The organism is Nocardia sp. NPDC050413, assembly GCF_040655475.1.
GTDB classification, from domain to species: domain Bacteria; phylum Actinomycetota; class Actinomycetes; order Mycobacteriales; family Mycobacteriaceae; genus Nocardia; species Nocardia coubleae.
In genome coordinates this window covers 610,581-632,784 of record NZ_JBFAJZ010000001.1, presented here as the reverse complement: position 1 = coordinate 632,784, position 22,204 = coordinate 610,581, and the positions used below count along the sequence as shown (strand labels likewise).

The 22,204-nt window shown below is 68.2% G+C and carries 22 protein-coding genes; 9 read left to right on the top strand and 13 right to left on the bottom strand.

Annotated elements, in window-relative coordinates; genetic code table 11:
• Positions 1-6: 6 nt before the first annotated feature.
• Entirely contained in the window at positions 7-1,086 is a 1,080-nt protein-coding gene (locus tag AB0I19_RS03015; protein ID WP_357143752.1) for an ATP-dependent DNA ligase, read from the top strand.
• On the top strand, positions 1,083-2,081 hold the full coding sequence (ligD, locus tag AB0I19_RS03010; protein WP_357143750.1) for a non-homologous end-joining DNA ligase: 999 nt from the start codon (positions 1,083-1,085) through the stop codon (positions 2,079-2,081). The genes AB0I19_RS03015 and ligD overlap by 4 nt, the downstream gene beginning before the upstream one ends.
• A 1-nt stretch (position 2,082) precedes the next feature.
• Here the strand turns inward: ligD and AB0I19_RS03005 are convergent, their stop codons facing one another.
• A complete protein-coding gene (locus tag AB0I19_RS03005; protein ID WP_357143749.1) occupies positions 2,083-2,781 on the bottom strand; it encodes a hypothetical protein in 699 nt (232 codons plus the stop codon).
• A 126-nt stretch (positions 2,782-2,907) separates the two neighbouring features.
• A complete protein-coding gene (locus AB0I19_RS03000; RefSeq protein WP_357143747.1) occupies positions 2,908-3,453 on the bottom strand; it encodes a helix-turn-helix domain-containing protein in 546 nt (181 codons plus the stop codon).
• Positions 3,454-3,687: 234 nt separating this feature from the next.
• Here AB0I19_RS03000 and AB0I19_RS02995 point away from each other — a divergent pair, with 234 nt between their 5' ends.
• Complete coding sequence (locus AB0I19_RS02995; protein WP_357143746.1) at positions 3,688-5,118, top strand: SDR family NAD(P)-dependent oxidoreductase; 1,431 nt, start codon at positions 3,688-3,690, stop codon at positions 5,116-5,118.
• A 71-nt stretch (positions 5,119-5,189) separates the two neighbouring features.
• Entirely contained in the window at positions 5,190-5,564 is a 375-nt protein-coding gene (locus AB0I19_RS02990; protein ID WP_357143744.1) for a DUF2784 domain-containing protein, read from the top strand.
• Here AB0I19_RS02990 and AB0I19_RS02985 read toward each other — a convergent pair.
• Positions 5,545-6,291, bottom strand: coding sequence for an alpha/beta fold hydrolase (locus AB0I19_RS02985; RefSeq protein ID WP_357143742.1), 747 nt, complete (start codon positions 6,289-6,291; stop codon positions 5,545-5,547). The genes AB0I19_RS02990 and AB0I19_RS02985 overlap by 20 nt on opposite strands.
• Before the next feature lie 21 nt (positions 6,292-6,312).
• On the bottom strand, positions 6,313-6,882 hold the full coding sequence (locus AB0I19_RS02980; protein ID WP_357143740.1) for a TetR family transcriptional regulator: 570 nt from the start codon (positions 6,880-6,882) through the stop codon (positions 6,313-6,315).
• Between the two features lie 108 nt (positions 6,883-6,990).
• Here AB0I19_RS02980 and AB0I19_RS02975 point away from each other — a divergent pair, with 108 nt between their 5' ends.
• The 3 genes from AB0I19_RS02975 to AB0I19_RS02965 are packed head-to-tail and all read left to right on the top strand — an operon-like array spanning position 6,991 to position 10,154.
• A complete protein-coding gene (locus AB0I19_RS02975; protein ID WP_357143738.1) occupies positions 6,991-8,202 on the top strand; it encodes an FAD-dependent monooxygenase in 1,212 nt (403 codons plus the stop codon).
• Positions 8,203-8,229: 27 nt separating this feature from the next.
• The gene (locus AB0I19_RS02970; RefSeq protein ID WP_357143736.1) at positions 8,230-9,270 is read left to right on the top strand and encodes a nucleoside hydrolase; all 1,041 of its coding nucleotides are present in this window, start codon (positions 8,230-8,232) and stop codon (positions 9,268-9,270) included.
• A complete protein-coding gene (locus tag AB0I19_RS02965; RefSeq protein WP_357143734.1) occupies positions 9,267-10,154 on the top strand; it encodes an amidohydrolase family protein in 888 nt (295 codons plus the stop codon). Before AB0I19_RS02970 ends, AB0I19_RS02965 begins: the two co-directional genes overlap by 4 nt.
• A gap of 36 nt (positions 10,155-10,190) precedes the next feature.
• Here AB0I19_RS02965 and AB0I19_RS02960 read toward each other — a convergent pair whose 3' ends face one another.
• The 3 genes from AB0I19_RS02960 to AB0I19_RS02950 form a co-directional block, all read right to left on the bottom strand.
• Positions 10,191-10,823 carry an NAD(P)H-binding protein gene (locus tag AB0I19_RS02960; RefSeq protein WP_357143732.1) on the bottom strand — a complete coding sequence of 211 codons (633 nt, stop codon included), beginning with the start codon at positions 10,821-10,823 and terminating at the stop codon, positions 10,191-10,193.
• A 95-nt stretch (positions 10,824-10,918) separates the two neighbouring features.
• A complete protein-coding gene (locus tag AB0I19_RS02955) occupies positions 10,919-11,548 on the bottom strand; it encodes a response regulator transcription factor (protein WP_357143730.1) in 630 nt (209 codons plus the stop codon).
• The gene (locus tag AB0I19_RS02950; protein ID WP_357143728.1) at positions 11,545-12,687 is read right to left on the bottom strand and encodes a histidine kinase; all 1,143 of its coding nucleotides are present in this window, start codon (positions 12,685-12,687) and stop codon (positions 11,545-11,547) included. Before AB0I19_RS02950 ends, AB0I19_RS02955 begins: the two co-directional genes overlap by 4 nt.
• Positions 12,688-12,946: 259 nt before the next feature.
• On the opposite strand from AB0I19_RS02950, the gene AB0I19_RS02945 reads away from it, so the two are divergent.
• Positions 12,947-14,437, top strand: a complete 1,491-nt coding sequence (locus AB0I19_RS02945) for a multicopper oxidase domain-containing protein (protein WP_357145095.1) — start codon at positions 12,947-12,949, stop codon at positions 14,435-14,437.
• 4 nt (positions 14,438-14,441) lie between these two features.
• On the opposite strand, the gene AB0I19_RS02940 is transcribed toward AB0I19_RS02945, so the two are convergent.
• The 6 genes from AB0I19_RS02940 to AB0I19_RS02915 form a co-directional block, all read right to left on the bottom strand.
• Entirely contained in the window at positions 14,442-14,909 is a 468-nt protein-coding gene (locus tag AB0I19_RS02940) for an SRPBCC domain-containing protein (RefSeq protein WP_357143726.1), read from the bottom strand.
• Positions 14,906-15,271, bottom strand: coding sequence for a metalloregulator ArsR/SmtB family transcription factor (locus AB0I19_RS02935; protein ID WP_067489363.1), 366 nt, complete (start codon positions 15,269-15,271; stop codon positions 14,906-14,908). The genes AB0I19_RS02940 and AB0I19_RS02935 overlap by 4 nt, the downstream gene beginning before the upstream one ends.
• A 102-nt stretch (positions 15,272-15,373) precedes the next feature.
• Positions 15,374-15,688: a hypothetical protein gene (locus AB0I19_RS02930; RefSeq protein ID WP_357143724.1), complete on the bottom strand. Its 315-nt coding sequence runs from the start codon at positions 15,686-15,688 to the stop codon at positions 15,374-15,376.
• Between the two features lie 189 nt (positions 15,689-15,877).
• Positions 15,878-16,879 (bottom strand): methylmalonyl Co-A mutase-associated GTPase MeaB, encoded by a 1,002-nt coding sequence (gene meaB, locus AB0I19_RS02925; protein ID WP_357145092.1) that lies wholly within the window; start codon positions 16,877-16,879, stop codon positions 15,878-15,880.
• Positions 16,880-17,102: 223 nt separating this feature from the next.
• Entirely contained in the window at positions 17,103-19,367 is a 2,265-nt protein-coding gene (scpA, locus tag AB0I19_RS02920) for a methylmalonyl-CoA mutase (protein ID WP_357143722.1), read from the bottom strand.
• On the bottom strand, positions 19,367-21,238 hold the full coding sequence (locus tag AB0I19_RS02915) for a methylmalonyl-CoA mutase family protein (RefSeq protein ID WP_357143720.1): 1,872 nt from the start codon (positions 21,236-21,238) through the stop codon (positions 19,367-19,369). The genes scpA and AB0I19_RS02915 overlap by 1 nt, the downstream gene beginning before the upstream one ends.
• 119 nt (positions 21,239-21,357) lie before the next feature.
• Between AB0I19_RS02915 and AB0I19_RS02910 the strand changes: the two genes are divergently transcribed.
• Positions 21,358-22,047, top strand: coding sequence for a TVP38/TMEM64 family protein (locus AB0I19_RS02910; RefSeq protein ID WP_357143718.1), 690 nt, complete (start codon positions 21,358-21,360; stop codon positions 22,045-22,047).
• Positions 22,048-22,204: the final 157 nt, after the last annotated feature.

Below are 22,204 nucleotides of genomic sequence, written 5' to 3'. Positions count from 1 at the left end.
GATCGGATGGATCTACCGGTGATGCCGCCAGTGCGCCCGATGCTGGCCAAGTCCACACCGTCGCTGCCCCGCGAACCCGGGCTGAGCTACGAACCCAAATGGGACGGCTTCCGCTGCATCGTCTTCCGCGACGGCGACGAACTCGAACTGGGTTCGCGCAATGATCGTCCGCTCACCCGGTATTTCCCCGAATTGGTCGACCTGCTCAAAGCGGCACTGCCACAACGGTGTGTGATCGACGGCGAGATCGTGGTCGTCACCGAGAACGGGTTGGATTTCGACACACTGCAGCAGCGCCTGCATCCGGCCGCGTCGCGGGTGAACAAGCTCGCCGTCGAGACCCCGGCCAGTTTCGTCGCCTTCGATCTGCTAGCCAACGGCGATCGTGATCTCACCCGGGAACCGTTCTCCGAACGCCGCCGGGAACTGGAGACGCTGCTGCAAGCTGCCCCCGGCCGCATTCACCTCACCCCCATCACCCAGGACCCGGACACGGCTCAGGACTGGTTCACCCGGTTCGAGGGCGCGGGTTTCGACGGAGTGATGGCCAAGGCCGACGACCTGGCATACATGCAGGACAAACGGGTGATGCTCAAGATCAAACACGAACGCACCGCCGATTGCGTGGTCGCCGGCTACCGGATGCACAAGGACGGCGAAGGGGTCGGCTCGCTGCTGCTCGGACTCTTCGACGACAAGGGCAACCTGCACCACGTGGGTGTCGCGTCGAGTTTCACCGCCGCCCGGCGCCGCGAATTGCTCGGTGAGCTGGCACCGTTACGCGAGAACGCGCTGGTGGACCATCCGTGGCGCGACTGGGCCGACGCGGTGGCCCAGGCCAATGCCGACGGCAAGATGCCCGGCGGGGTGAGCCGGTGGACCGGCGGCAAGGACCTGTCCTGGGAACCGTTGCGGCCCGAACTGGTCGCCGAGGTGCGCTACGAACACGTGCAGTCGGGGCGGTTCCGGCACGGTGGGCGGCTGGTCCGGTTCCGGCCCGACCGCACGCCGGAATCGTGCACATACGCCCAGCTCGACGAGGTGGCCCCGGCCGAACTGGACGCGATCTTCGGGGTGCGGTCATGAGCGCGGGGGTCGAGATCGAGGTCGACGGGCGCACGCTGACCATCAGTCATCCCGACAAGGTGTACTTCAGCAAACGCGGTGAGACGAAGCTCGACCTGGTGCGCTACTACCAGGCCGTGGCCGAACCCCTGCTCGGTGTCATCGGTGACCGGCCGCTGCTGCTCGAACGCTATCCCGACGGTGCCTCCGGCAAATCGTGGTTTCAGAAGCGGGTCCCCAAGACCGCGCCGGACTGGTTGCAGACCGTCGAGGTCACCACACCGAACGGCACCACGAGCGACGCGCTGGTCGCTCACGACTTGGCGCACGTGCTGTGGGCGGTGAACCAGGGCTGTCTCGGTTTCCACGTCTGGCCGAACCACATTCCCGACCTGCGGATCGCCGACGAACTCCGCATCGACCTCGACCCCTCGCCCGGCATCACCTTCGACGATCTGCGCGGCGCCGCCGTGCGCACCCGTGAACTGCTCGCCGAACTCGGCATCGACGCCCTCGTCAAGACGTCCGGCTCACGCGGCCTGCACATCTACGCGATGCTCGAACCCCGATGGGACGGCTACGAGGTGCGTGCCGCGGCCGTGGCCCTGGCCCGCGAACTCGAGCGCCGCTTCCCCGAGGAGATCACCGCCCAGTGGTGGAAGGAGGAACGCGGCAGCCGGGTCTTCGTCGACTACAACCAGAACGCCCCACACAAAACCGTGTTCGGCGCCTGGTCCGTGCGCCCCAAGGTGGGCGGCCAGGTGTCCACCCCGATCGCCTGGGACGAACTCGACACCGTGGTCCCCGACGAACTCACCCTAGCCACCGTCCCCACCCGCTTGGCCGAACGCGGCGACCCCTGGGCCGACCGCACACCCCAGTCGATCGAGCCGCTCCTCACCATGTCGGAAAAGGACATGGCCGCAGGCCTGATGGACGCCCCTTGGCCACCCCAATACCCGAAGATGCCCAACGAACCACCCCGCGTCCAGCCGAGCCGAGCGAAGAAGGACTGACCTACTCGATCCAGGGAACCCAGCTGCCCGTGCCCGCTTTGCCTTCGCAGACCAGGGCGTGATTGTCGGTGGTGCGGCCGGTTTTGTCGACCGACGGGTCGCAGGGCTCACCTTCGGTGTAGTAGGAGCCTGCTACGCGGTGCGGGCCGGACCAGGTGTGGCCGGTGTCGGAGCGCAGGCACAGCAGGGTGGCGCCGTCGGCGGCGACGCCGAGCAGGCCGACTTGTTCGGGCTGGCAGGGTGTGCCTTTTTGCACCACACTCGCGGCGGGCTGGCTCAGGACGGGGGTGGACCCGACCGATGTCGGGGCACCGACCGACGGCACCGCCTCCGTGGTGGTCACCGCGACCGGTGTCGTCGCCGCCTTACTCGCCAACGCAGGCATCTCGAGTTCCAGTCCACCGAAGAGCACCATTCCCGCCACCGCCACCGCGGCGACCTCGGCGATGCCGAGCAGCAGCGCGAGCATCGCGATCCCCCGCCCACGCGGATGCCCGTACGACAGCAGGGCGAAGACGATGGCGATCGGGAACAGCAGGACGAGGGCCGCGGCCAGCGCCACCATCGCGTAGGGATTCACCCGTGGCTGGTCGTCGCGTGCGGAGTCCTCCGGGGTGGCGTGCGGCCAGCGCTGGCCGTTCCAGCGCCGGTCCTCGAACTCCTCATCGGGGTCGTCGTTCCACTGCTCGTATCGTGCCATCAACCCCGGGTCCCTCTCGATCTCCCCGGCCGCGGAAACGAAACAGCGTGCGGCGCGGGGTTACGCGAAGAGGATAGGGACTCGTGGCCCGCCGGGTAGCGCAACCGGGAAAGAGTGGGCTAACTCCTAATCGGCCGGGGACGCCTTCACATGGGGGATCGTGCGATCGATGAGGGTGAGCAGGGTGTCGGTGAGCAGTCGGTGCACCTGCGGGCGGGTGAGTGTGCCACGGGTGAGCCATTCTCGCCCGGCCACTTTCACCATGCCCGCATAGGAAACGACCAGTGCGCGCAATTGTGCATCGTCTGCCATATCGGAGCGGCCGATCATCAGCAGCATGCGTTCGGCGGCGGCATCGTCGGCCTGGTCGAGGATCTGCTGCACCTCGGGGTCGTCGCCCACACCTTCGTGGCTGGTCACCTTCACCCAGGTGCTGCCGTGCTCGGCGATGGTGTCGAGCAACCACGACACGATGGCATCGGCCCGTTCGACCGGTGTGCCCTGCGGGATGGACACCTTCTCGAGGCGGGGCAGCGTCACCATCCGACGGACAACGGCCAGGTAGAGGTCGCGCTTGTTGCCGAAGTAGTGGTTGATGAGCCCGCGCGCGACCCCGGCACGCTGGGCGAGTTCCGCGGTCGACACCGCCGCGTACGGGCGTTCACCGAACATTTCGATGGCACATGCCAAAATCTGCGCCCGACGCTCGTCGGGTTCGAGCCGGCGCCTGCGCGGCGGGTCTGCTGTGTCGGTGTCGAACGGGGAAATCGGGGCGCTCCGTCGGGTTCTGCGGCCGCCGCAGGGTTGCGGAGGCGGTGCACAACGATACCCAGCGGGTCCGTCGCACGGCTAATGAGACAATATTTCCGACCACCGCTCCCGCACGAAGGAATGCCGCACTCCCCGATGACCGAGAAGACGATCGATCCGGACGAGTTGGCAACCTGCCTGCGGGTGCTCGAACAGGCCGGGCAGCTGGAAAAGGAACACCCCGATTCGATCGCGGTGCAGCGCGCGGTGGGCCACATGTTCAAAAAGCTCAAGCAGCGCCGCCGGACCGAGGCCAGGCAGCAGGTCGCCGAAGCCGACCGGGCCGTGATCGCCGCGACCGCGACCGGTTCGCCGCAGCGCATCGACGACGAGACCGCGGGCATCCCGATCAAGTCCGCCGCCGACGGTGAAACCGCGGGAACGCTGGTGCGGGCACGTCCCTGCTACATCTGCAAGCAGCGCTACACCCAGGTCGACGCCTTCTATCACCAGCTGTGCCTCGAGTGCGCGGCGTCGAGCCACGCCAAACGCGACGCCCGCACCGACCTGTCCGGCAAGCGTGCGCTGCTCACCGGTGGGCGCGCCAAGATCGGCATGTACATCGCGCTGCGGCTGCTGCGCGACGGCGCCCACACCACGATCACCACCCGGTTCCCCAACGACGCCATCCGCCGCTTCGCCGCGATGGAGGACAGCGGCGACTGGCTGCACCGGCTGCGCATCGTCGGGATCGACCTGCGTGACCCGGCCCAGGTGGTCGCCCTCGCCGACGATGTCGCGGCGCAGGGCCCGCTCGACATCCTGATCAACAACGCCGCCCAGACCGTTCGGCGTTCGGCCGGTGCCTACAGCGCGCTCGTCGAGGCGGAGTCCGCGCCGCTGCCCGTCGGGATGCTGCCGGAGATGGTCACCTTCGGCAAGACCATGCAGGCGCATCCGACCGCGCTCACCGCCTCGCTCACGCCGTCGCTGTCCGCCGTCGACGTGGCCGAATTGGCCTTGGTCGCGGGCTCGGCGACGCCGGAGCGGATCGCGGCGGGCGTGGCCATCGACGCCGGTGGGCTCGTGCCCGATCTGGCGCACACCAACAGCTGGGTGCAGACCGTCGGTGAGGTGGACGCCACCGAGCTGCTCGAGGTGCAGCTGTGCAATTCGGTGGCACCGTTCATCCTGGTGTCGCGGTTGCGGCCGACGATGGCGGCGGCGCCGGGCAGGCGCAAGTACGTGGTGAACGTGTCGGCGATGGAGGGCCAGTTCAGCCGCGGCTACAAGGGCCCCGGTCACCCGCACACGAATATGGCCAAGGCCGCGTTGAACATGCTCACCCGTACCAGCGCGCTCGAGATGTTCGAATCCGATTCGATCCTGATGACCGCGGTCGACACCGGGTGGATCACCGACGAACGTCCGCACTACACCAAGGTCCGACTGGCCGAGGAAGGCTTCCACGCGCCCCTCGATCTGGTCGACGGTGCCGCCCGCGTCTACGACCCGATCGTGCAGGGCGAGAACGGCGTCGACCTCTACGGATGCTTCCTGAAGGACTACCGGCCGTCACCCTGGTGATCACCTGGTCGATGCCGAACCGGAATGTTGATCATGATTCCGATCGGCGGGCAGCCGCTTAATCTGGATATGTGCCGTTCCGGGTGTTGGCCGATCTGATCGCCGTCACCCACGTCGCGTTCATCGCGTACGTGGTCGCCGGCGGTTTCGTGGCGTGGCGGCGGCCGCGCACCATCGGCGCGCACCTGCTCGCCGCGTCCTGGGGTTTCGGCACCATCCTCATCGGTTTCGACTGTCCCCTGACCTACGCCGAGAACTGGGCCCGCGCCCGTGCGGGCGTTGCCGGTCTCCCCGAAGCCGGTTTCATCGACCACTACCTCACCGGCGTGATCTATCCCGACAGTGCCCTCGGGCTGGTCCGGGCGGTGGCCGCGACCGCCGTCCTGGTCTCCTGGCTCGGCTACCTGCGCCTGCACCACCGCTCGTTCACCTCAGACACCGCGTGATCTCCTCGGCGACCGCGCCGGGCTCGTCGTCGAAGTAGAAGTGCCCGCCGGGGAAGGTGTGCAGGCTGAACGGCCCATCGGTGACCGTCTGCCACTGCTCGGCCTGAGCTCGGCTCGTGGTGGGATCCTCGGTGCTGACGAAGGCGGCCACCGGGCAATCGAGCACCGGGCCCGGCCGATGGCGATAGGTCTCGACCGCCTGGTAGTCGGCGCGGACACCGGGCAGAACCAGGTCGGCCAGGCTCGGCTCGGTGCGCAGCAGCCGCACCGGCGCCGGATCGGCGGCCAGGTGTTCCAGGTTGTCGATGAGGGCGGCGTCGGAGGCTTTGTGCAGAAGTCCCGTCTCGACGAAATCCGGTGCGGGTCGGCCGGAGACGATCAGTTCCCGCACCGGTTGCCCGCCCGCCGCTAGCCGCCGGGCGACCTCGTAGGCGACGGTGGCGCCCATGCTGTGACCGAACAGGGCGCGCGGGGCGGGTGGCTGCCGCAGCAGATCGGCGACGATGCGGTCGGCCAGTTCGTGCAGGTCGGTGATGAGCGGGTCGCCGAGGCGGTCCTGGCGGCCCGGGTACTGCGCGGCGAGGACCTCGATGCCGGGACCGAGGTGGCGGGCGAGGTCGCGGTAGAAGGCGGCGGACGCACCACCGGGCGGGAGGCAGACCAATTGCCTGCGCCGGGCCGCATCGAGCCGTAGAGCCCGAATCCATTGCGTTGCAGCAGTGTTCACTCGCACTGTTCCCTTTCCCGATCAGCTGCCCGCGAGGGCACGCACGGCGGTCGACAACTGGTCGCCGTCGAGAAGAGTTTCGCCGGGCTTCAACAGCCACAGCACACCGAGGCCCTGCGCGAGGACGAAGTACAGGCGGCCGATGGCTTCGGCCTGCGCTTCGTCCAGACCGGGATGGGCCGCCCGGAGATCGGTCGCGAGATCACGGTAGGCGTCGTCGAGCTGGTCACCGAGCTGGGAGCGCGCTTCTTCGGAGCGCACGATGCGGACGATGTTCTCGAGACTGGCCAGCATCGCCTCGTGGTTGTCGGCGAAGACCGCAGGCATGCCGTTCCACAGGCGGGCGAGACCGGACAGCGGTGAGCCGCCCGCACCCTCCTCGATGAGTCCGCGCATCCCCTCACCCAGCGCGTCACCGAGCGCCTCGCTGAGCGCCTCGGTGACCAGGCGATCCTTGGAGCCGAAGTGGTAGCCGATGGCGGCCAGGCTCACCCCGGCGGCGGCGGCGATATCGCGTGCGGTCGCCTTGGCCACCCCGCGCTCCATGATCACTTTGCGCGCCCCGGCCAGCAGATCTTCTCGGTTGCCCATGACGGCGAGACTACCCGACCGTCTTAGACATTTGTACTAGACATCCGTGCAAACCTCTGTTAGACATTGGTCTAAGACATTCGTTCAAATTTCGAGGCGGGACACACTATGACCTCCACTGCACTGCATGTTCTGGTCGCCGGCGGCGGCATCGCGGGCAATACGGTCGCACTCCAGTTGCTGCGCAAGGGCATTCGCACCACAGTGGTGGAGCGGGCGGCGGTCCCCCGGCCCGGCGGTCAGGCGGTGGATCTGCGCGGACCGAGCAAGGAAGCCGTCGAACGCATGGGGCTGATGGAGGGCATCCGCAAGCACCAGCTCGACGAACGCGGTATGGCCTACGTCGACGGCGACGGTCGCGTCTATGCCCGCATGGCGATGGAGGACTTCGACGGTAAGGGCGCCGTCGCCGACATCGAGATCACCCGTGGCGATCTCAATCAGGTATTGCTCGACGCGGTCACCGCAGCCGACGACGGTCACCTCGACTACCGCTACGGCGACTGGATCGAGCGCGTAGAGCAGGACGACACCGGCGTCGACGTCACCTTCGCCTCGGGGCAGACCGGCCGCTTCGATCTGGTGATCGGCGCCGACGGCGTCCATTCGGCGACCCGCCGCCTGGTGTTCGGCCCGGAAGACCGGTTCGTCACCAACCTCGGCGCCTACGGCGCGTTCTTCACGATGCCGACACCCGCCGACGCCGAACCGGGCTGGTTCGCCATGCGCCTGCTGCCCGGCGCGATGGTCGGCATTCGGCCCGACGGCGACCCGGCCACCGCGAAGGCCATCATCATGGTGCGCACCGGCATCGATCCCGCCCTGCGCCGCGACCCCGAAGCCCAGCGTTCACTGCTCCGAGAAGCTCTCCGTGACACGGGCTGGCGGGCCCCCGAGATCCTGGCCGCGATGGAGACCACGCCGGACTTCTACTTCGACGACCTCGCCCGTGTCGACGTGCCCGAACTGGCGGTCGGCCGGGTCACACTGGTCGGCGACGCGGGGTATTGCGGTTCTCCGCTGACGGGCATGGGCACCGCGATGGCGATCGTCGGCGGGTACGTGCTGGCCGCGGAGATCGCCGCCACTCCGCACGATCTCCCCGCCGCACTGCGCCGCTACCAGGACACGATCACCCCGTTCCTCGCCAAGGCCAAGGAGATTCCCGGTGGCGGCATCGACATGATGGTGCCGCGCAGTGCCCTGATGACCCGGATGATGCGCGTCAGTGTGCGGCTGCTGACGTCGCGGCCGATGCGCCCCGTCACCGCGAAACTGTTCTTCGCCGACAACGAGGACTTCGCCCTGCCGCGCTACTGAGTGCGGGCGCCTGGTTACTCTCGGAACGTGGCGCAGCCGATCATCCTCGACGTCGATACCGGAATCGACGACTCCCTGGCCATGCTCTATCTGCTCGCCTCGCCGGAGGCCGAGATCCTCGGTATCGCGGCCACGGCGGGCAATGTGCCTGCCGCGCAGGTGGCGGCCAATACGCTCGCCGTGCTGGATCTCGGCCGGGCACCCGAGATCGAGGTGGCGCTGGGGGCGGCCGAGCCGCTGGCGATACCGCTGCGCACCACCGAGGACACGCACGGTCCGCAGGGGCTCGGGTACGCGGTCCTGCCGCTGTCGCCGCGCGAGGTTTCGGAGCGGTCGGCGGCGCGGATGTGGGTGGAGCTGGCGCGCGCGAATCCGGGTGCGGCGATCGGGTTGTGCACCGGCCCGCTCACCAATCTGGCGCTGGCCTTACGGATGGAACCCGAGCTTCCGCGGCTGTTACGCAGATTGGTCGTAATGGGTGGGGCGTTCAATCACCCCGGCAATACGACGCCGACCAACGAGTGGAACATCCACGTCGATCCGGAAGCCGCCAAGGAGGTGTTCGACGCCTTCTCCGCCGCACCGCCGGATCGTCGCCCGCTGGTGTGCGCGCTCGACATCACCGAGAGAATCGAGATGCGACCCGAGCATCTCGTCCTGCTGGCCGAGGCGGCGGGCAGTACCTCGCCGGATCTGGTCGCCGCGGACCATCCGGTCGAATGGCGTTCGGCCGCGACCAATCCGATCGTGCGGTACCTCACCGACGCGGTGCGTTTCTATTTCGACTTCCACCACCAGTACGACCTGGGGTACCTCGCGCACTTGCACGACCCGTTCGCCGCCGCCGTAGCGCTCGATCACACCCTGGCGACCACCCGGCCGGCGACCGTCGACGTGGAGCTGGCGGGCACCATCACCCGGGCCACGACCGTGGCCGACTGGGCTGGCATGTGGGGCCGGGAACCCAACGCCGACATCGTGATCGACACCGACCCGGTCGTGTTCTTCGACCGTCTCGTCACCCGCGTCGGAGCGCTCGCGCGACGCCTGTACCCGGAGCACTCATGACCATCGATACCGTCACCTATCTCACCGACTTCCGCCGCAGGCTGGAGCTGCCCGCGATCGTCGACGTACACACCCATTTCATGCCCGATCAGGTGATGCGCAAGGTATGGGCCTACTTCGACACGGCGGGCCCCCTCACCGGCCGCCCCTGGCCGATCACTTATCGCGACGACGAAGAGGTGCGCCTGAAAACGTTGCGCGACTTCGGTGTTCGGGCATTCACCTCGCTGGTGTACCCGCACAAGCCGAACATGGGTGAGTGGCTCAACGAGTGGACCGCCGAGTTCGCCGCCCGCACCCCCGACTGCCTGCACACCGCCACCTTCTACCCCGAACCCGACGCGCCACGGTATGTGGCCGACGCGATCGAGCGCGGTGCGCGAATCTTCAAGGTGCACATCCAGGTCGGCGCGTTCTCCCCGCTCGACCCGCTGCTCGACCCGGTGTGGGCGATCCTCGCCGACGCCGGCGTCCCCGTCCTCATCCACTGCGGTTCGGGCCCCGCACCCGGCGAGTTCACCGGCCCCGCCCCCATCGCCGAACTCCTGCGCCGCTTCCCCACCCTGCGCCTGATCATCGCCCACATGGGCACCCCCGAATACCGCGAATTCCTCGACCTGGCCGAGCGATACCCGCAGCTCTATCTCGACACGACCATGGTCTGGACCGACTTCAGCGAGGCAGGCGCCCCCTTCCCCACCGACCAAAAAGACCGCCTACCCGCTTTCGGCCACCGCATCCTCTTCGGCAGCGACTTCCCCAACATTCCCTACCCCTACGCCGAGGCCGTCGCCGCTCTCGAACGCCTCGACCTCGGCCACGACTGGCTCCGAAAGGTGTGCCACGACAACGCCGTCCACCTGTTCGACCTCGACGCGTCCTAGGCCTTCCGTGTCGAGCACTCGTCCAGGCGATCGCTGCTATCCACCCGCGGCGACTGTGAATCGGGTGCGACGGTGTGTGGGACGCTCGGCTTCGTCGAGCAGTGCCACCGCGAAGTCCTCCATCGAGATCCAGGATCGGCCGTCGGCGTCGACCAGAAGGTCGTCGGCGCCGACCCGGTAGTTGCCCGTGCGCACGCCCGGATTCAGTTCGGCCGGTGGGCTCAGATAGGTCCAGTCGGCGGTCGTGTGCGCGCGGCAAGCCACCAGTTGCTCCGCGCACGCCTGCGCGATGGCTGCCAATTCCGCGGGGAATCCCGATGTTTCGTGCAACGTGGTGCCCACGCCTGGCACCAGCAGCGTTGCCGCGCCGCCGACGACAAGCAGCCGGACACCACTGCGCGCGACGCCGTCTAGCATGGCCGCGGCGACGACCGGCAGTTCCGGTTCACGCCCCGGAGCAGGACGAGTGGCGGCGACCACGACGTCTTGTCCCGCGCTGAGCGCTTCGACCTCGTCCGCGTTCGCGGCATCGCCGATACGCACCCGCACGCCGTCGGGCATATCCACAGCCCGGCGCACGACCGCGGTGACGTCGTGTCCGCGTGCGATCGCCTCGGACACCACCCGGCCACCGACCGCTCCGCCCGCCCCGAACACCGTGATACGCATGATCAAACCTCCTGTGTGACAGCTCGTCTGCCTGACACAGGAAATATATCTCAATGTTGATCTAATCAATGATGAGGTATCTCACCATTGAGATATCAAGGCAACTTGGAGGCGTAGACCGCGAGGCGGACGCGGTTGTCGGTGCCGGTTTTGTCCAGCAGGTTGGTGATGTGGGTTTTGACGGTGCTCACGCCGAGGTGGAGGCGGTCGGCGATCTCCTGGTTGCCGCGGCCTTCGGCTACCAGGCGCAGGACGTCGCGTTCGCGGGGGGTGAGGTCGGGTGGGGGTGAGGGGGTTTCGCGTGGGGTTGTCAGTGCGCGGGTGACGAGTCTGCGGAGCAGGGTGGGTGAGAAGAGGAGGTCGCCTTCGACGGTGCGGCGGATGGCGTCGAGGAGGACGGTGGGGTCGGTGTCTTTCACGAAATAACCTGTGGCGCCTGCGGACAGGGCGGGGAACAGGTGTTCGTCGTCGTCGAAGGTGGTCAGTACCAGGACCTTCGCCCGGGGGTCGGTGGTGAGAATCTGCCGGGTGGCGCCAATGCCGTCGAGGCCCGGCATGCGCAGGTCCATGATCACCAGGTCGGGGCGTAGTTCGGTGTGCAGGCGGACCGCTTCGACGCCGTCTGCGGCTTCACCGGCGACGGTGATGTCGTCGGTGTCCTCGATGAGCATCCGCAGTCCGGCCCGGATCAGGCGCTGGTCGTCGGCGAGTAGTACGCGGATCACTCGTGTCCTCCTCGAGGCCGGTCCGGAAGGTGAGCACGCACGACCCATCGCTGGTCCTCGGCGGCGGCGGTCAGTGTGCCGCCGGCGAGCTCGGTGCGCTCACGCATACCGACGATGCCATGGCCGGGCGTTGTCGCGGCATTGTCGGCGCCGCTGACGACAGTCAGGGTGATGCCGTGGTCGTCCCGATCGATCGTGAATCGCACCGGCACAGCGTGATTGGCGTGCTTCATAACATTGGTGAGTGATTCCTGCACCAGCCGGAGCAGGGTGAGCCTGCGGATGGCATCGAGCCCATCCAGGTCACCGACGGTCGCCTCGACAGTGAATCCGGCGGCTCGTACGCGTGCGACGGCGGCGTCGATCTCCGCACCGACGGCGTCGGGCTCGACCAGCGCCACCTCCCCCAGCGCGGGATCGCGGAGGACCGCGAGCAGTCTCCGGATGTCGCCCAGCGCGTCGGTCGCGGTGGCTCGGACATCGTCGAGGACCGCGGTTATCCGCGGATCCGCCTGCCGGACAACGTGACCGGCCACCGAGATCCGCAGGATGATCGACGCCATGTGGTGGGCCACGACGTCGTGTAGTTCCCTGGCCATCGCCGCTCGTTCGTCGAGGCGGGTGCGTGCTTCGGCGTCGGCGGCGCGCAGTCGCAGATTGTCGGCCAGTTCGCGTTGCCCGCGCAGGTACAACCCCAGCAGCAGCGGCAACCCCACGTAGGCGACGCCCTCGACGAGGGTGGAAGCGCGACCGATGGATGTGTCGTGCAGCCCGATCCACCCGAGGACAACCGCTGCCGCCCACCCGCCGGTCGCGAGTACAACGGTCGGGCGCCGGTCGGTCCGGGCGACGACATCGACCAACGCCACGGTCCCGAGGTACGGCACCAGACCGGCAACACCCCACGCCTCGGTACGAAACATGGGGACTGCAAGAGCTGACAGTACGAGCGACACCGCCAACGGCCACCGCCGCCCCACAGCGAACACCACCGCGGCACTCATCGCGAGCACCCAATAGTGCACGGGCACCCGGAACTGACCCGGATACGTGCTGGCCGCCAGCAGCACCGGGACCACAGCCACCGGCAGCCACCGCAGCAGGCGGCGCAGGTCAGGGCGAGCACGCACATCGATCACGCTCCCACCGTATGCGTCGACCGCGGAAGGCCGGACCGCCCGCAACCACGACACACCGGGCCGTCCGCCGCTACACGTGGCCCTCGAGCCCGGCGGCATCGCCCTACAGGTGGCGAGGGTCTTTGGAGGCCCACCTAGCAGACCATAGGAAGGTGCGCAAGGGTCGGGCGGGCGGAATTTCCGGGCGGTAGTCGGGCCGGTGGGCTGAGTCGGGCACGGAGGAACCGAGCGAAGCTGGGGTTCCCCCTCAGAGATGGAGTTGCCTGTGGTTTCGCGACGAGGATTCCTCGCCGGCTTGGCTCTTGCCCCGGTCGTGTATGCGGCCGGGTGTTCGGTTCGGCCGTCCGTTTCGGCCGCGAATGGCACTCGTCCGCTGCCGATCCCGCCGCTCGCGCCGTCGTCGGTCGGTGCCGACGGTGTCCGGCGGTTCACCCTGCGCGCCCAGGCGGGCTCGAGCGAGATGTTGCGCGGGGTCTCGACGTCTACCTGGGGTTACAGCGGGTCGGTGCTCGGCCCGACGGTGCGAGCGCGGCGGGGTGAGCGGGTCGAGTTCGCGATCAGCAACGCCCTGCCCGAGGCGACATCGGTGCATTGGCACGGCATGCATTTGCCCGCGAAGTTCGACGGCGGACCGCATCAGATGATCGCGCCGGGCGCGGTGTGGACGCCGAACTGGACGGTGCAGCAGCAGGCCGCGACCCTCTGGTATCACCCGCATCCGCACGGCGCGACGGAAAAGCATGTGCACCGGGGGCTGTCCGGCTTCTTCCTCATCGATGACGATGCCGCCGATGCCCTGGCCCTACCGAAAGAATATGGGGTGGACGATATTCCGCTGGTGATCCAGGACCGCCGGTTCACCGCCGACGGCGCGGTGGACGAGTCCGATCCCACCGATGTGGGCTTGCTCGGCGACACCATCGTCACCAACGGCATCGCGGGCGCGCACCTGCGGGTCACCACCGAACGGGTGCGTTTGCGCATCCTCAACGGCTCCTCGGGCCGCCTCTACAACCTCGCCCTCGCCGACGGCCGGGCTTTCCACCTGATCGGCACGGACGGCGGCCTGCTACCGAAACCGGTTGCGCTGGAACAGCTCCAGCTCAGCCCCGGCGAGCGCGCCGAGATCGTGATCGCGCTGCGACCCGGCGAGAACACCGCCCTGCGGTCGCTGCCGATCACCGACCGCGCGGGCATCGACCGTGCCGCCGAGTTCGGCTTCGACGACACCTTCGACATCCTCGCCCTCCAGGCCGCCGAAACCCTGCGCCCCAGCGCACCCCTACCCACGTCATTGATCCCGGTGACCGCACTCGCCGCCGCGACGACCCCGGCGACACGGTCCTTCGACCTGCAGTGGTTCATGATCAACAACCAGCGCATGGACATGAACCGCATCGACATGACCATCCCCGTCGACACCACCGAGGTCTGGTCGGTGCGCAACAAGGACAACTGGCCGCACAACTTCCACGTCCACGACGTGCAGTTCCAGATCCTCACCGTCGACGGAAAGGCCCCTCCCCCAGCACTATCCGGCTGGAAAGACACCGTCTACACCAGCTCCGGCTCGACCTACACCCTGGCCATGCGCTTCGCCGACCACACCGACCCCACCTACCCCTACATGTTCCACTGCCACCTGCTCCACCACGAGGATCAGGGGATGATGGGCCAGTTCCTGGTCCTCGCCCCGGGACAGCGGCCGGCGCCGATGCGCATGGACATGGGCGCCATGGGTCACGGCTGACCGATCACGCGGCGCTGAGGTAGCGCACCAGGGCGTCGACCAGTTCGCGTGTGCCCTCTTCACGCTGGGCACCGGTGTCGAACCCATCCAGGTGGGCGCCGAATTCGACCAGGGTCAGCTTGGTGCCGGTGCTGGTCGGTTCGAATTCCCAGGTGGCGACCGAGGTGGAGATGTGGTCGCCGTTGATCCACATGTCGTAGGTGTAGACGAGGCGTTCGTCGTCGACGATGTCGGTGTAGGTGGCGACGAAGCGGGAGGTCATCTTCCCTTCGAAGGTGCCCTCGTTGATCTCCTGGCCGCCGACGCGGAAGTCCATGGAGACCTCGCCCTGCTCCCAGCCTTCCTCGCCACCGAACCAACGGCTCTTGATCGCGGGGTCGGCGAAGGCCTGGAAGGCGACGGACGGCGCGACGGGCACCTCCCGCTCGATGGTGAACTGGGCGTGCTTGACGGAACGGGTCACGGTGTTCATTGTTGTTCTCCTTCTGAGGATTTCGCGGTTTCGGTGAGCAATGCGGTCAGCCGGTCGAGCTGCCGTTCGGCGGGTGGACGCTGGCGCCCCAGCCAGTCGATCGCGGGCCCGAAGGCGCCGGGAACCAACTGGTAGGTGCGCACGCGCCCGACCTTGGCCGAGGCGACGATCCGCCCCGCTTCCAGGGCTTTGAGGTGCTGCACGATCGTCGGCATCGCGACGTCGAAAGGCGCCGCGAGTTCGGAGACCGACGCGGGTCCCCGCGTCAGCCGCTCGACGATCGCCCGCCGAGTCGGATCCATGAGCGCCCGGAAGACATCGTCGAGTCTCCCGTCCGCTTCACCGCTCGAATACTTAGGCACATACCTAAGTATTCACACGGACGCCCTCTCGCGCAACCCCTGGACGAGAAAAACCCACCGCGGTCCGCGCGGCGGGTTCCGTAAGGCCCTTGTAGAGCCAGGTCAGGCGAGTCGGGCCATGAAGAGCCCACAGAGTGCGATCGCGCTGTTCAGTCGCTTCCACAGGCGCACCATCGCGAGCTCGAGGATGATGCCGATGCGATCGGCGCAAGTGGTGGCCTCCGCCAGCGCCATCCGGTCGTAGACCAGGTCCGGGTCGCTGAGAATCTCATCAAGGCGCAGTCCCGATATCGCCTGATCAGTCGTGAGGCCGAATTCCGGCAACCAGGTGAGCCGCCACCGGCCGTCTCCCCCGAGAACCGCCTGTTCGGGGGTCTTGTCGCTACCCATGATCCGATTCGTGCGGTAGATCGCCATCACTACCTCCTCGGCAGTCGCTTGCGGCGTCTACCTTCCAGCATCCACGGAAATCGACGTAGACAACAGCTGGCGAATGGAGCGGCAACGGAATATCATCCGCGAACTTAGAGGTGAAACCCCATGAACCTCAGCGGACACCGCACCGATAGGCAAGCCTTACCATGGCCAGCTATCGCGGGGCGACCGTCAATTCCGGTCGAATGCCGCGAGAATTTCCTCGGCGGCGAGAGCGGGGGTGAGCTCCCCGGCGCGAACAGCCGACTCCACCTGCGCGCGAACCTCTTTCACGCGCGGATTCTCGGTCAGACGGCGCAGGATCTGGTCGTGCACCATGGTCCAGGTCCAGTCGACCTGCTGCCGGCGGCGCTTCTCGGCGAACTCCCCCGCCTCGGTGAGCACCCGCCGATGTTCGAGCACGGTGTCCCAGAACTTGTCCAGGCCGAGACCTTCCAGCCCGCTCATGGTGAGCACCGGCGGTTTCCACAGCGCGTCGTGCGGGTGGATCAGCCGCAGCGCGCCCGACAGTTCGCGGGCGGCGCTCTTGGCTTCCATCTCGTGCTTGCCGTCGGCCTTGTTGACCGCGACCACCTCGGCCAACTCGAGCACACCCTTCTTGATGCCCTGCAACTGATCTCCGGTGCGGGCCAGGGTGAGGAAGCAGAACACGTCGACCATATTGGCGACGGTCACCTCGGACTGCCCGACGCCGACGGTTTCCACCAGGATCACGTCGTACCCGGCCGCCTCGAGCAGCACGATGGTCTCGCGGGTGGCCTTGGCCACGCCGCCGAGCGTGCCCGCGGTGGGCGAGGGCCGGATGAACGCGTCGGCTTCCAGCGACAGCCGCGCCATCCGGGTCTTGTCGCCGAGGATCGACCCGCCGGTGCGGGTCGAGGACGGGTCGACGGCCAGTACCGCGACCCGATGCCCCTTGCCGAGCAGGTACATGCCGAGCGCGTCGATGAAGGTCGACTTGCCGACGCCCGGCACGCCGGTGATCCCGACCCGGTTCGACACCACCGCACCGGGTTCCCCGCTCACTCGCAGCAGCAGCTGCTGGGCGAGTTCTCGGTGATCGAACCTGGTCGACTCGACCAGCGTGATCGCCCGGGCCAGCGCGGCCCGCTGACCGGCGCGGATACCGTCGGCGAGCGCGTCGACGTCGACGGTGCGCGGTGTCCGCGCCACGGCTCGTTCGCCGTTGCGGGGCGCCCCGACACCCGCCGTGGTGCCCAGGCGGGGATGCCCGCCCTGTGCGGCCTCGTTCATGTCCGTGTCCCTCCGACCGGCACCGGTCCGCGCTGCCGCCGACCCGGTGCCTCCACCGTGTGCCCGTCACCCACCCACATAGGCAGGCCCGAACCCGCTGCGCCGCAGGCACATTCGTCCGTGGCGCAGCGGGCCGGCCACATCATGCCGGGGTGTCGCCCCCGAGCTCGTGGCCGAGCGAGGCACCGAGCTTGCGCAGCAGGTCGATCGCCGCGTCGGCGATGACGGTGCCGGGCGGGAAGATCGCCGCCGCGCCCGCTTCGTAGAGCTCGTCGAAGTCACCGGGCGGGATGACGCCGCCGACGATGACCATGATGTCGGGGCGCCCCACAGCGGCCAGCGCCTGCCGCAGCGCGGGCACCAGCGTGAGGTGACCCGCGGCCAGCGAAGAGACACCGACGATGTGCACGTCGTTGTCGGCCGCCTGGCGCGCCACCTCTTCGGGGGTCTGGAACAGCGGGCCCACGTCGACGTCCATGCCGAGGTCGGCGAACGCCGTCGCGATCACCTTCTGGCCGCGGTCGTGCCCGTCCTGGCCCATCTTGGCGACCAGGATGCGGGGGCGGCGGCCCTCGGCCTCGGCGAACTCCTCGACCAGCGCGATGGCGGCACCGATATTGGATGCCTTGCCTGCTTCGTCACGGTACACACCGGACAGGGTACGGATCTCGGCCTGATGACGGCCGTACACCTTCTCCAGCGCGTCGGAGATCTCACCGACAGTGGCCTTGGCGCGGGCCGCGTCGATGGCCAGCGCGAGGAGGTTGTTCTCCATGCCACCCTCGGAAGCCGCTGCCGCACGGGTCAATTCGGCCAGCGCCTGTTCGACCGCAACCGGGTCACGTTCGGCGCGTAGACGTTCCAGCTTCTCGATCTGCTCGGCACGCACCCGCGAGTTCTCGACCTTGAGGACCTCGACCTCGTGGTCCTCTTCGACCTGGTACTTGTTGACGCCGATCACCGGCTGCTGCCCGGTGTCGATCCGCGCCTGGGTGCGGGCGGCGGCCTCCTCGATGCGCAGCTTCGGAATGCCTTCCGAAATCGCCTGCGCCATGCCGCCATGGGCCTCCACCTCGGCGATGTGGGCGCGGGCCCGCTCGGCGAGCTGGTGGGTGAGCCACTCGACGTAGTACGAACCGCCCCACGGGTCGATCGGGCGGGTGGTGTTGGACTCCTGCTGGATCAGCAGCTGGGTGTTGCGGGCGATGCGGGCGGAGAAGTCGGTCGGCAGCGCGAGGGCCTCGTCGAGGGCGTTGGTGTGCAGCGACTGGGTGTGGCCCTGGGTCGCGGCCATCGCCTCGATGCAGGTGCGCGCCACATTGTTGTAGGCGTCCTGGGCGGTCAGCGACCAGCCGGAGGTCTGCGAATGGGTGCGCAGCGACAGCGATTTCGCGCTCTTGGGCTCGAACTTCGACACCAATTCGCTCCACAGCAGGCGTCCGGCGCGCAGCTTGGCGACCTCCATGAAGAAGTTCATGCCGATGGCCCAGAAGAACGACAGGCGCGGGGCGAACTTGTCGACATCCATACCCGCGGCGATGCCCGCGCGGATGTACTCCACACCGTCGGCCAGGGTGTACGCCAGCTCGAGATCGGCTGTCGCACCGGCCTCTTGGATGTGGTAACCCGAGATGGAGATCGAGTTGAACTTCGGCATCTTCGCGCTGGTGAAGGCGAAGATGTCGGAGATGATCCGCATCGAGGGTTTGGGCGGGTAGATGTAGGTGTTGCGGACCATGAACTCTTTCAGAATGTCGTTCTGAATGGTTCCGGCCAGCTGCTCGGGCGTGACGCCCTGTTCCTCGGCGGCGACGACGTAGAGCGCCAGGATCGGCAGCACCGCGCCGTTCATGGTCATCGAGACCGACACCTGGTCGAGGGGGATCTGGTCGAAGAGCTGGCGCATGTCCAGGATCGAGTCGATCGCCACACCGGCCATGCCGACGTCACCTTGGACGCGCGGGTGGTCGGAGTCGTAGCCACGGTGGGTGGCCAGGTCGAAGGCCACCGACAGACCCTTCTGGCCCGCCTGCAGGTTGCGGCGGTAGAAGGCGTTGGAATCCGCTGCGGTGGAGAAGCCCGCGTACTGGCGGATCGTCCACGGCTGGTTCACGTACATCGTCGGGTAGGGACCACGCAGGAACGGCGCGACGCCGGGCACCGTGTCGAGCGGATAGCCCTCTGCGACAACGGCATCACGGTCGGCCTTGGTGAACACCGGCGGCACGTCGATGCCCTCCGGTGTGGCCCAGGTGAGCTGGTCGGCGGTGGTGTGGTTGGCCGCGGCCGCCCCGGCCACGAACTCCCGCACCTGATCCGCGTCCACGGCGGCGGGCTCGGGCGCCCGCTCGGTGAGCGGCACCTCGGCGAAACTGCCGATGCGGTGCTCGATATCGGATGTGGTCATCAGGCTCCCACCTTCTCCAGCAGCTGCGACAGGACCGCGACCGCGTCGATGCGCAGACTCAGGAATCCGTCGGGACGCCGCGTTCCGCTGTACTGCTCGACGGCCTTCTCCGGCCCGGCCAGCAGCACCGTCTCGATCCCGGCGCCGCGCAGCGCCTCGACCGCCGCGCCCGCTTCCTCGCCGTAGCGCTTGTCCGCACCGCACAGCACCGCGATGCGCGCACCGGAACCGGCTGCGGCAGCGGCGATTCCCTCGACGGCGAGCGGTCCGGGGTTCACCGACTCGATGCCGCCGGAGGCAAGCACGTTAGCGGTGAAGATGGTGCGCGCGTTGTGTTCGGCCACCGGGCCGAGCGCCACGATCAGCGCCTTGGGCCGCTCACCGTTCACCGCGAGGTAGGCGTCCGAGCGGTTGCGCAGGGCCTCGAACGCGGCACCGTAGCGCACCAGCGACGCCTGTTCACGCGCCTGCTCCGACAGCGGCGCCTCGGCGAGGTTCGGGAACTCGTTGACACCGGTGACGGCGGTCTTGCGATGCGCGATGTCGGCGGCGCGCGCGGCGGCGGTCTCGGCGACGCGCGCGGCGATCAGTCCGGTGTCGAGCGCGGCCGGGTAACCACCGGCGGCCTCGATCTCCTGCATGAATTCCCAGGCCTTGGCGGCGAGTTCGTCGGTGAGCGACTCGACATACCACGAACCGGCACCGGGATCCTGCACGTGACCCAGGTGGGATTCCTCGAGCAGCAGCAGCTGGATATTGCGGGCCATGCGCTCCGAGAACGACTGTGACACACCGAGTTCGCCCGCGGGCAGGGCGGAGTCGAACGGCTGCACGGTGACCGAATCGGCCCCGCCGACACCGGCACCGAACGCGGCGAGGGTGGTGCGGAGCAGGTTCACCCACGGATCGCGCTGGGTCATCATGGCCGAGGAGGTGACCGCGTGCTGCGGGGCGGCACCGAAAGCGGGCGCACCGCACACCTGGGCCACACGCGCCCAGAGACGGCGGGCGGCGCGGAACTTCACGATGGTGGCGAACTGGTCGTCGGTGGCCGCGTAGCGGAACTCGAGCTGACCGAACGCGTCGGCGATGTCGACGCCCGCACCGGTCAGTGCGCGCAAGTAGGCCAGGCCGGCGGCGATCGAGGCACCGAGCTCCTGTGCGTCGGCGGCACCGGCGTTGTGGAAGGCGGTGCCGTCGACGGTGATCGCACGCACCGCTTCGGGACGGGCGATCGCGCGACGAGCCAGCGCGACGGCCTGCTCGACATCGAGGTCGGCATGACCGGCGAAAGCATCGGTGAGCGGCGCGGCGCCCAGGCCGACCCGGATCTGGGAGCGGTCCTCGAGCTGGTAGCCGTCGAGCACCTCGAACACCTGCTCGGCGGCTGCGCTCACCTCCGCGCCTGCGACCAGCGACAGCGGCGCGAGTTCGAACAGCACCCCGGACAGGGCGGTCGCGATCTGCGTCACCGGCACGCCGTGGTCGCCGACCCCGAGCGAGATCGCGCTGACGCCGTTCTCGAGCCCGGTGAGGATGGCGCGGTTGGTGCTCGCGGCGTCGGCCGAACCGGCGAAGGCGCCGACGAACCAGCCGCGCTGCGGGTCGCGGGTGGCGTCGCCGCCGCGCACGAACGGGAAGGTGCCGGGCAGCGGCTGCTCGGGCAGCTCGTCGCGGCGGGTGTAGAGCGGGGCGATGGTGAGCCCGTCATAGGTGGTCTCGTCGAGCAGATGCTCGGGCTCGGTGGGCAGCTCGGCGATATCGACCCGTCGCGCCTTGGCCAGCACGCCTGCCACACCCTTGCGCCAGGCGGCGTACTCGGGCACCGGATCCGGTGCGAGACCTGCCCCTGCCTCTGAACCAATCGGCATAGCTGCTGTTCTCTCCTCCGTCACGGCGAACCGGGATGTGTCCGGTTCGCCTCCGATGCTATCTGTGACATCGTGTCCACCCACTGGGGCCATCCCCTACCGACCGGTACGCTGTCGCGGTGCTCCAGCTGATCCGCTCCCCCCGACTGCTGCTGACCCTGGCCGGGTTGGCGGCCCTGTTCGTGGTGGCGATGCTGGTTCCCCTTCCCGGCCCACAGCAGGTCAGGGACTGGGCGGGCGGCGTGGGACCACTGCTTCCCCTGCTGTTCTTCCTCTTCTACTCCCTCGTCGCGGTCGCGCCGGTACCGCGCACCGTACTGACGGTCACAGGCGGGGTGCTGTTCGGTCCGCTGCTCGGGTCGGTCATCGCCCTCGGGGCCACGGGCGTGAGCGCCGGTCTCGCCCTGCTCGGGGTGCGGGCGATCGGGCGCGCACGAGTCGCCGAGCACCTCACCCATCCGGCGGTGCGGGCGGTCGATCTGCGGCTGGCGCAGCGCGGCTGGCTCGCGGTGGCCGCGCTGCGGCTCATCGCGTTCGCGCCGTTCTCGGTCGTGAACTACTGCTGCGGGTTGTCGTCGGTGCGGTTCACTCCGTACCTGCTGGCGACGGTGGTCGGCTCGGCGCCGGGGACCATCGCGACAGTCGTGCTGGCCGACGCGCTGACCGGCGGCACGCATCCGGCGGCCATCGCGGTGTCGGTGGTCTGTCTCGCCTTCGGGCTTCTCGGTCTGATCGTCGATGCCCGGATGCCGGTCGTTGCCCCGGAAACCGATGCCCCCTACTCCAGGGGCATGGTGTCGCGCCGGTGATCGATCACAATTGAGAAAGTGATCTTCTTCACATCTGGAAGTTGTGACTAAGCCGTCTTTCAGAATTCTCACAGAGTTATAGACTCCGGATAGCCCAGGGTTCGCCAGCTACATCCGGTGCGGGATCCAGAGCAACACCCGGTGTCGCGTCCCGTCT

Excerpts from the sequence above, each read along its gene's own strand:
- AB0I19_RS03015 (WP_357143752.1), top strand. The coding sequence starts at position 7 with ATGGATCTACCGGTGATGCCGCCAGTGCGCCCGATGCTGGCCAAGTCC.
- ligD (WP_357143750.1), top strand. The coding sequence starts at position 1,083 with ATGAGCGCGGGGGTCGAGATCGAGGTCGACGGGCGCACGCTGACCATC.
- AB0I19_RS03005 (WP_357143749.1), bottom strand. The coding sequence starts at position 2,781 with ATGGCACGATACGAGCAGTGGAACGACGACCCCGATGAGGAGTTCGAG.
- AB0I19_RS03000 (WP_357143747.1), bottom strand. The coding sequence starts at position 3,453 with ATGTTCGGTGAACGCCCGTACGCGGCGGTGTCGACCGCGGAACTCGCC.
- AB0I19_RS02995 (WP_357143746.1), top strand. The coding sequence starts at position 3,688 with ATGACCGAGAAGACGATCGATCCGGACGAGTTGGCAACCTGCCTGCGG.
- AB0I19_RS02980 (WP_357143740.1), bottom strand. The coding sequence starts at position 6,882 with ATGGGCAACCGAGAAGATCTGCTGGCCGGGGCGCGCAAAGTGATCATG.
- AB0I19_RS02975 (WP_357143738.1), top strand. The coding sequence starts at position 6,991 with ATGACCTCCACTGCACTGCATGTTCTGGTCGCCGGCGGCGGCATCGCG.
- AB0I19_RS02965 (WP_357143734.1), top strand. The coding sequence starts at position 9,267 with ATGACCATCGATACCGTCACCTATCTCACCGACTTCCGCCGCAGGCTG.
- AB0I19_RS02960 (WP_357143732.1), bottom strand. The coding sequence starts at position 10,823 with ATGCGTATCACGGTGTTCGGGGCGGGCGGAGCGGTCGGTGGCCGGGTG.
- AB0I19_RS02940 (WP_357143726.1), bottom strand. The coding sequence starts at position 14,909 with ATGAACACCGTGACCCGTTCCGTCAAGCACGCCCAGTTCACCATCGAG.
- AB0I19_RS02930 (WP_357143724.1), bottom strand. The coding sequence starts at position 15,688 with ATGGCGATCTACCGCACGAATCGGATCATGGGTAGCGACAAGACCCCC.
- scpA (WP_357143722.1), bottom strand. The coding sequence starts at position 19,367 with ATGACCACATCCGATATCGAGCACCGCATCGGCAGTTTCGCCGAGGTG.
- AB0I19_RS02915 (WP_357143720.1), bottom strand. The coding sequence starts at position 21,238 with ATGCCGATTGGTTCAGAGGCAGGGGCAGGTCTCGCACCGGATCCGGTG.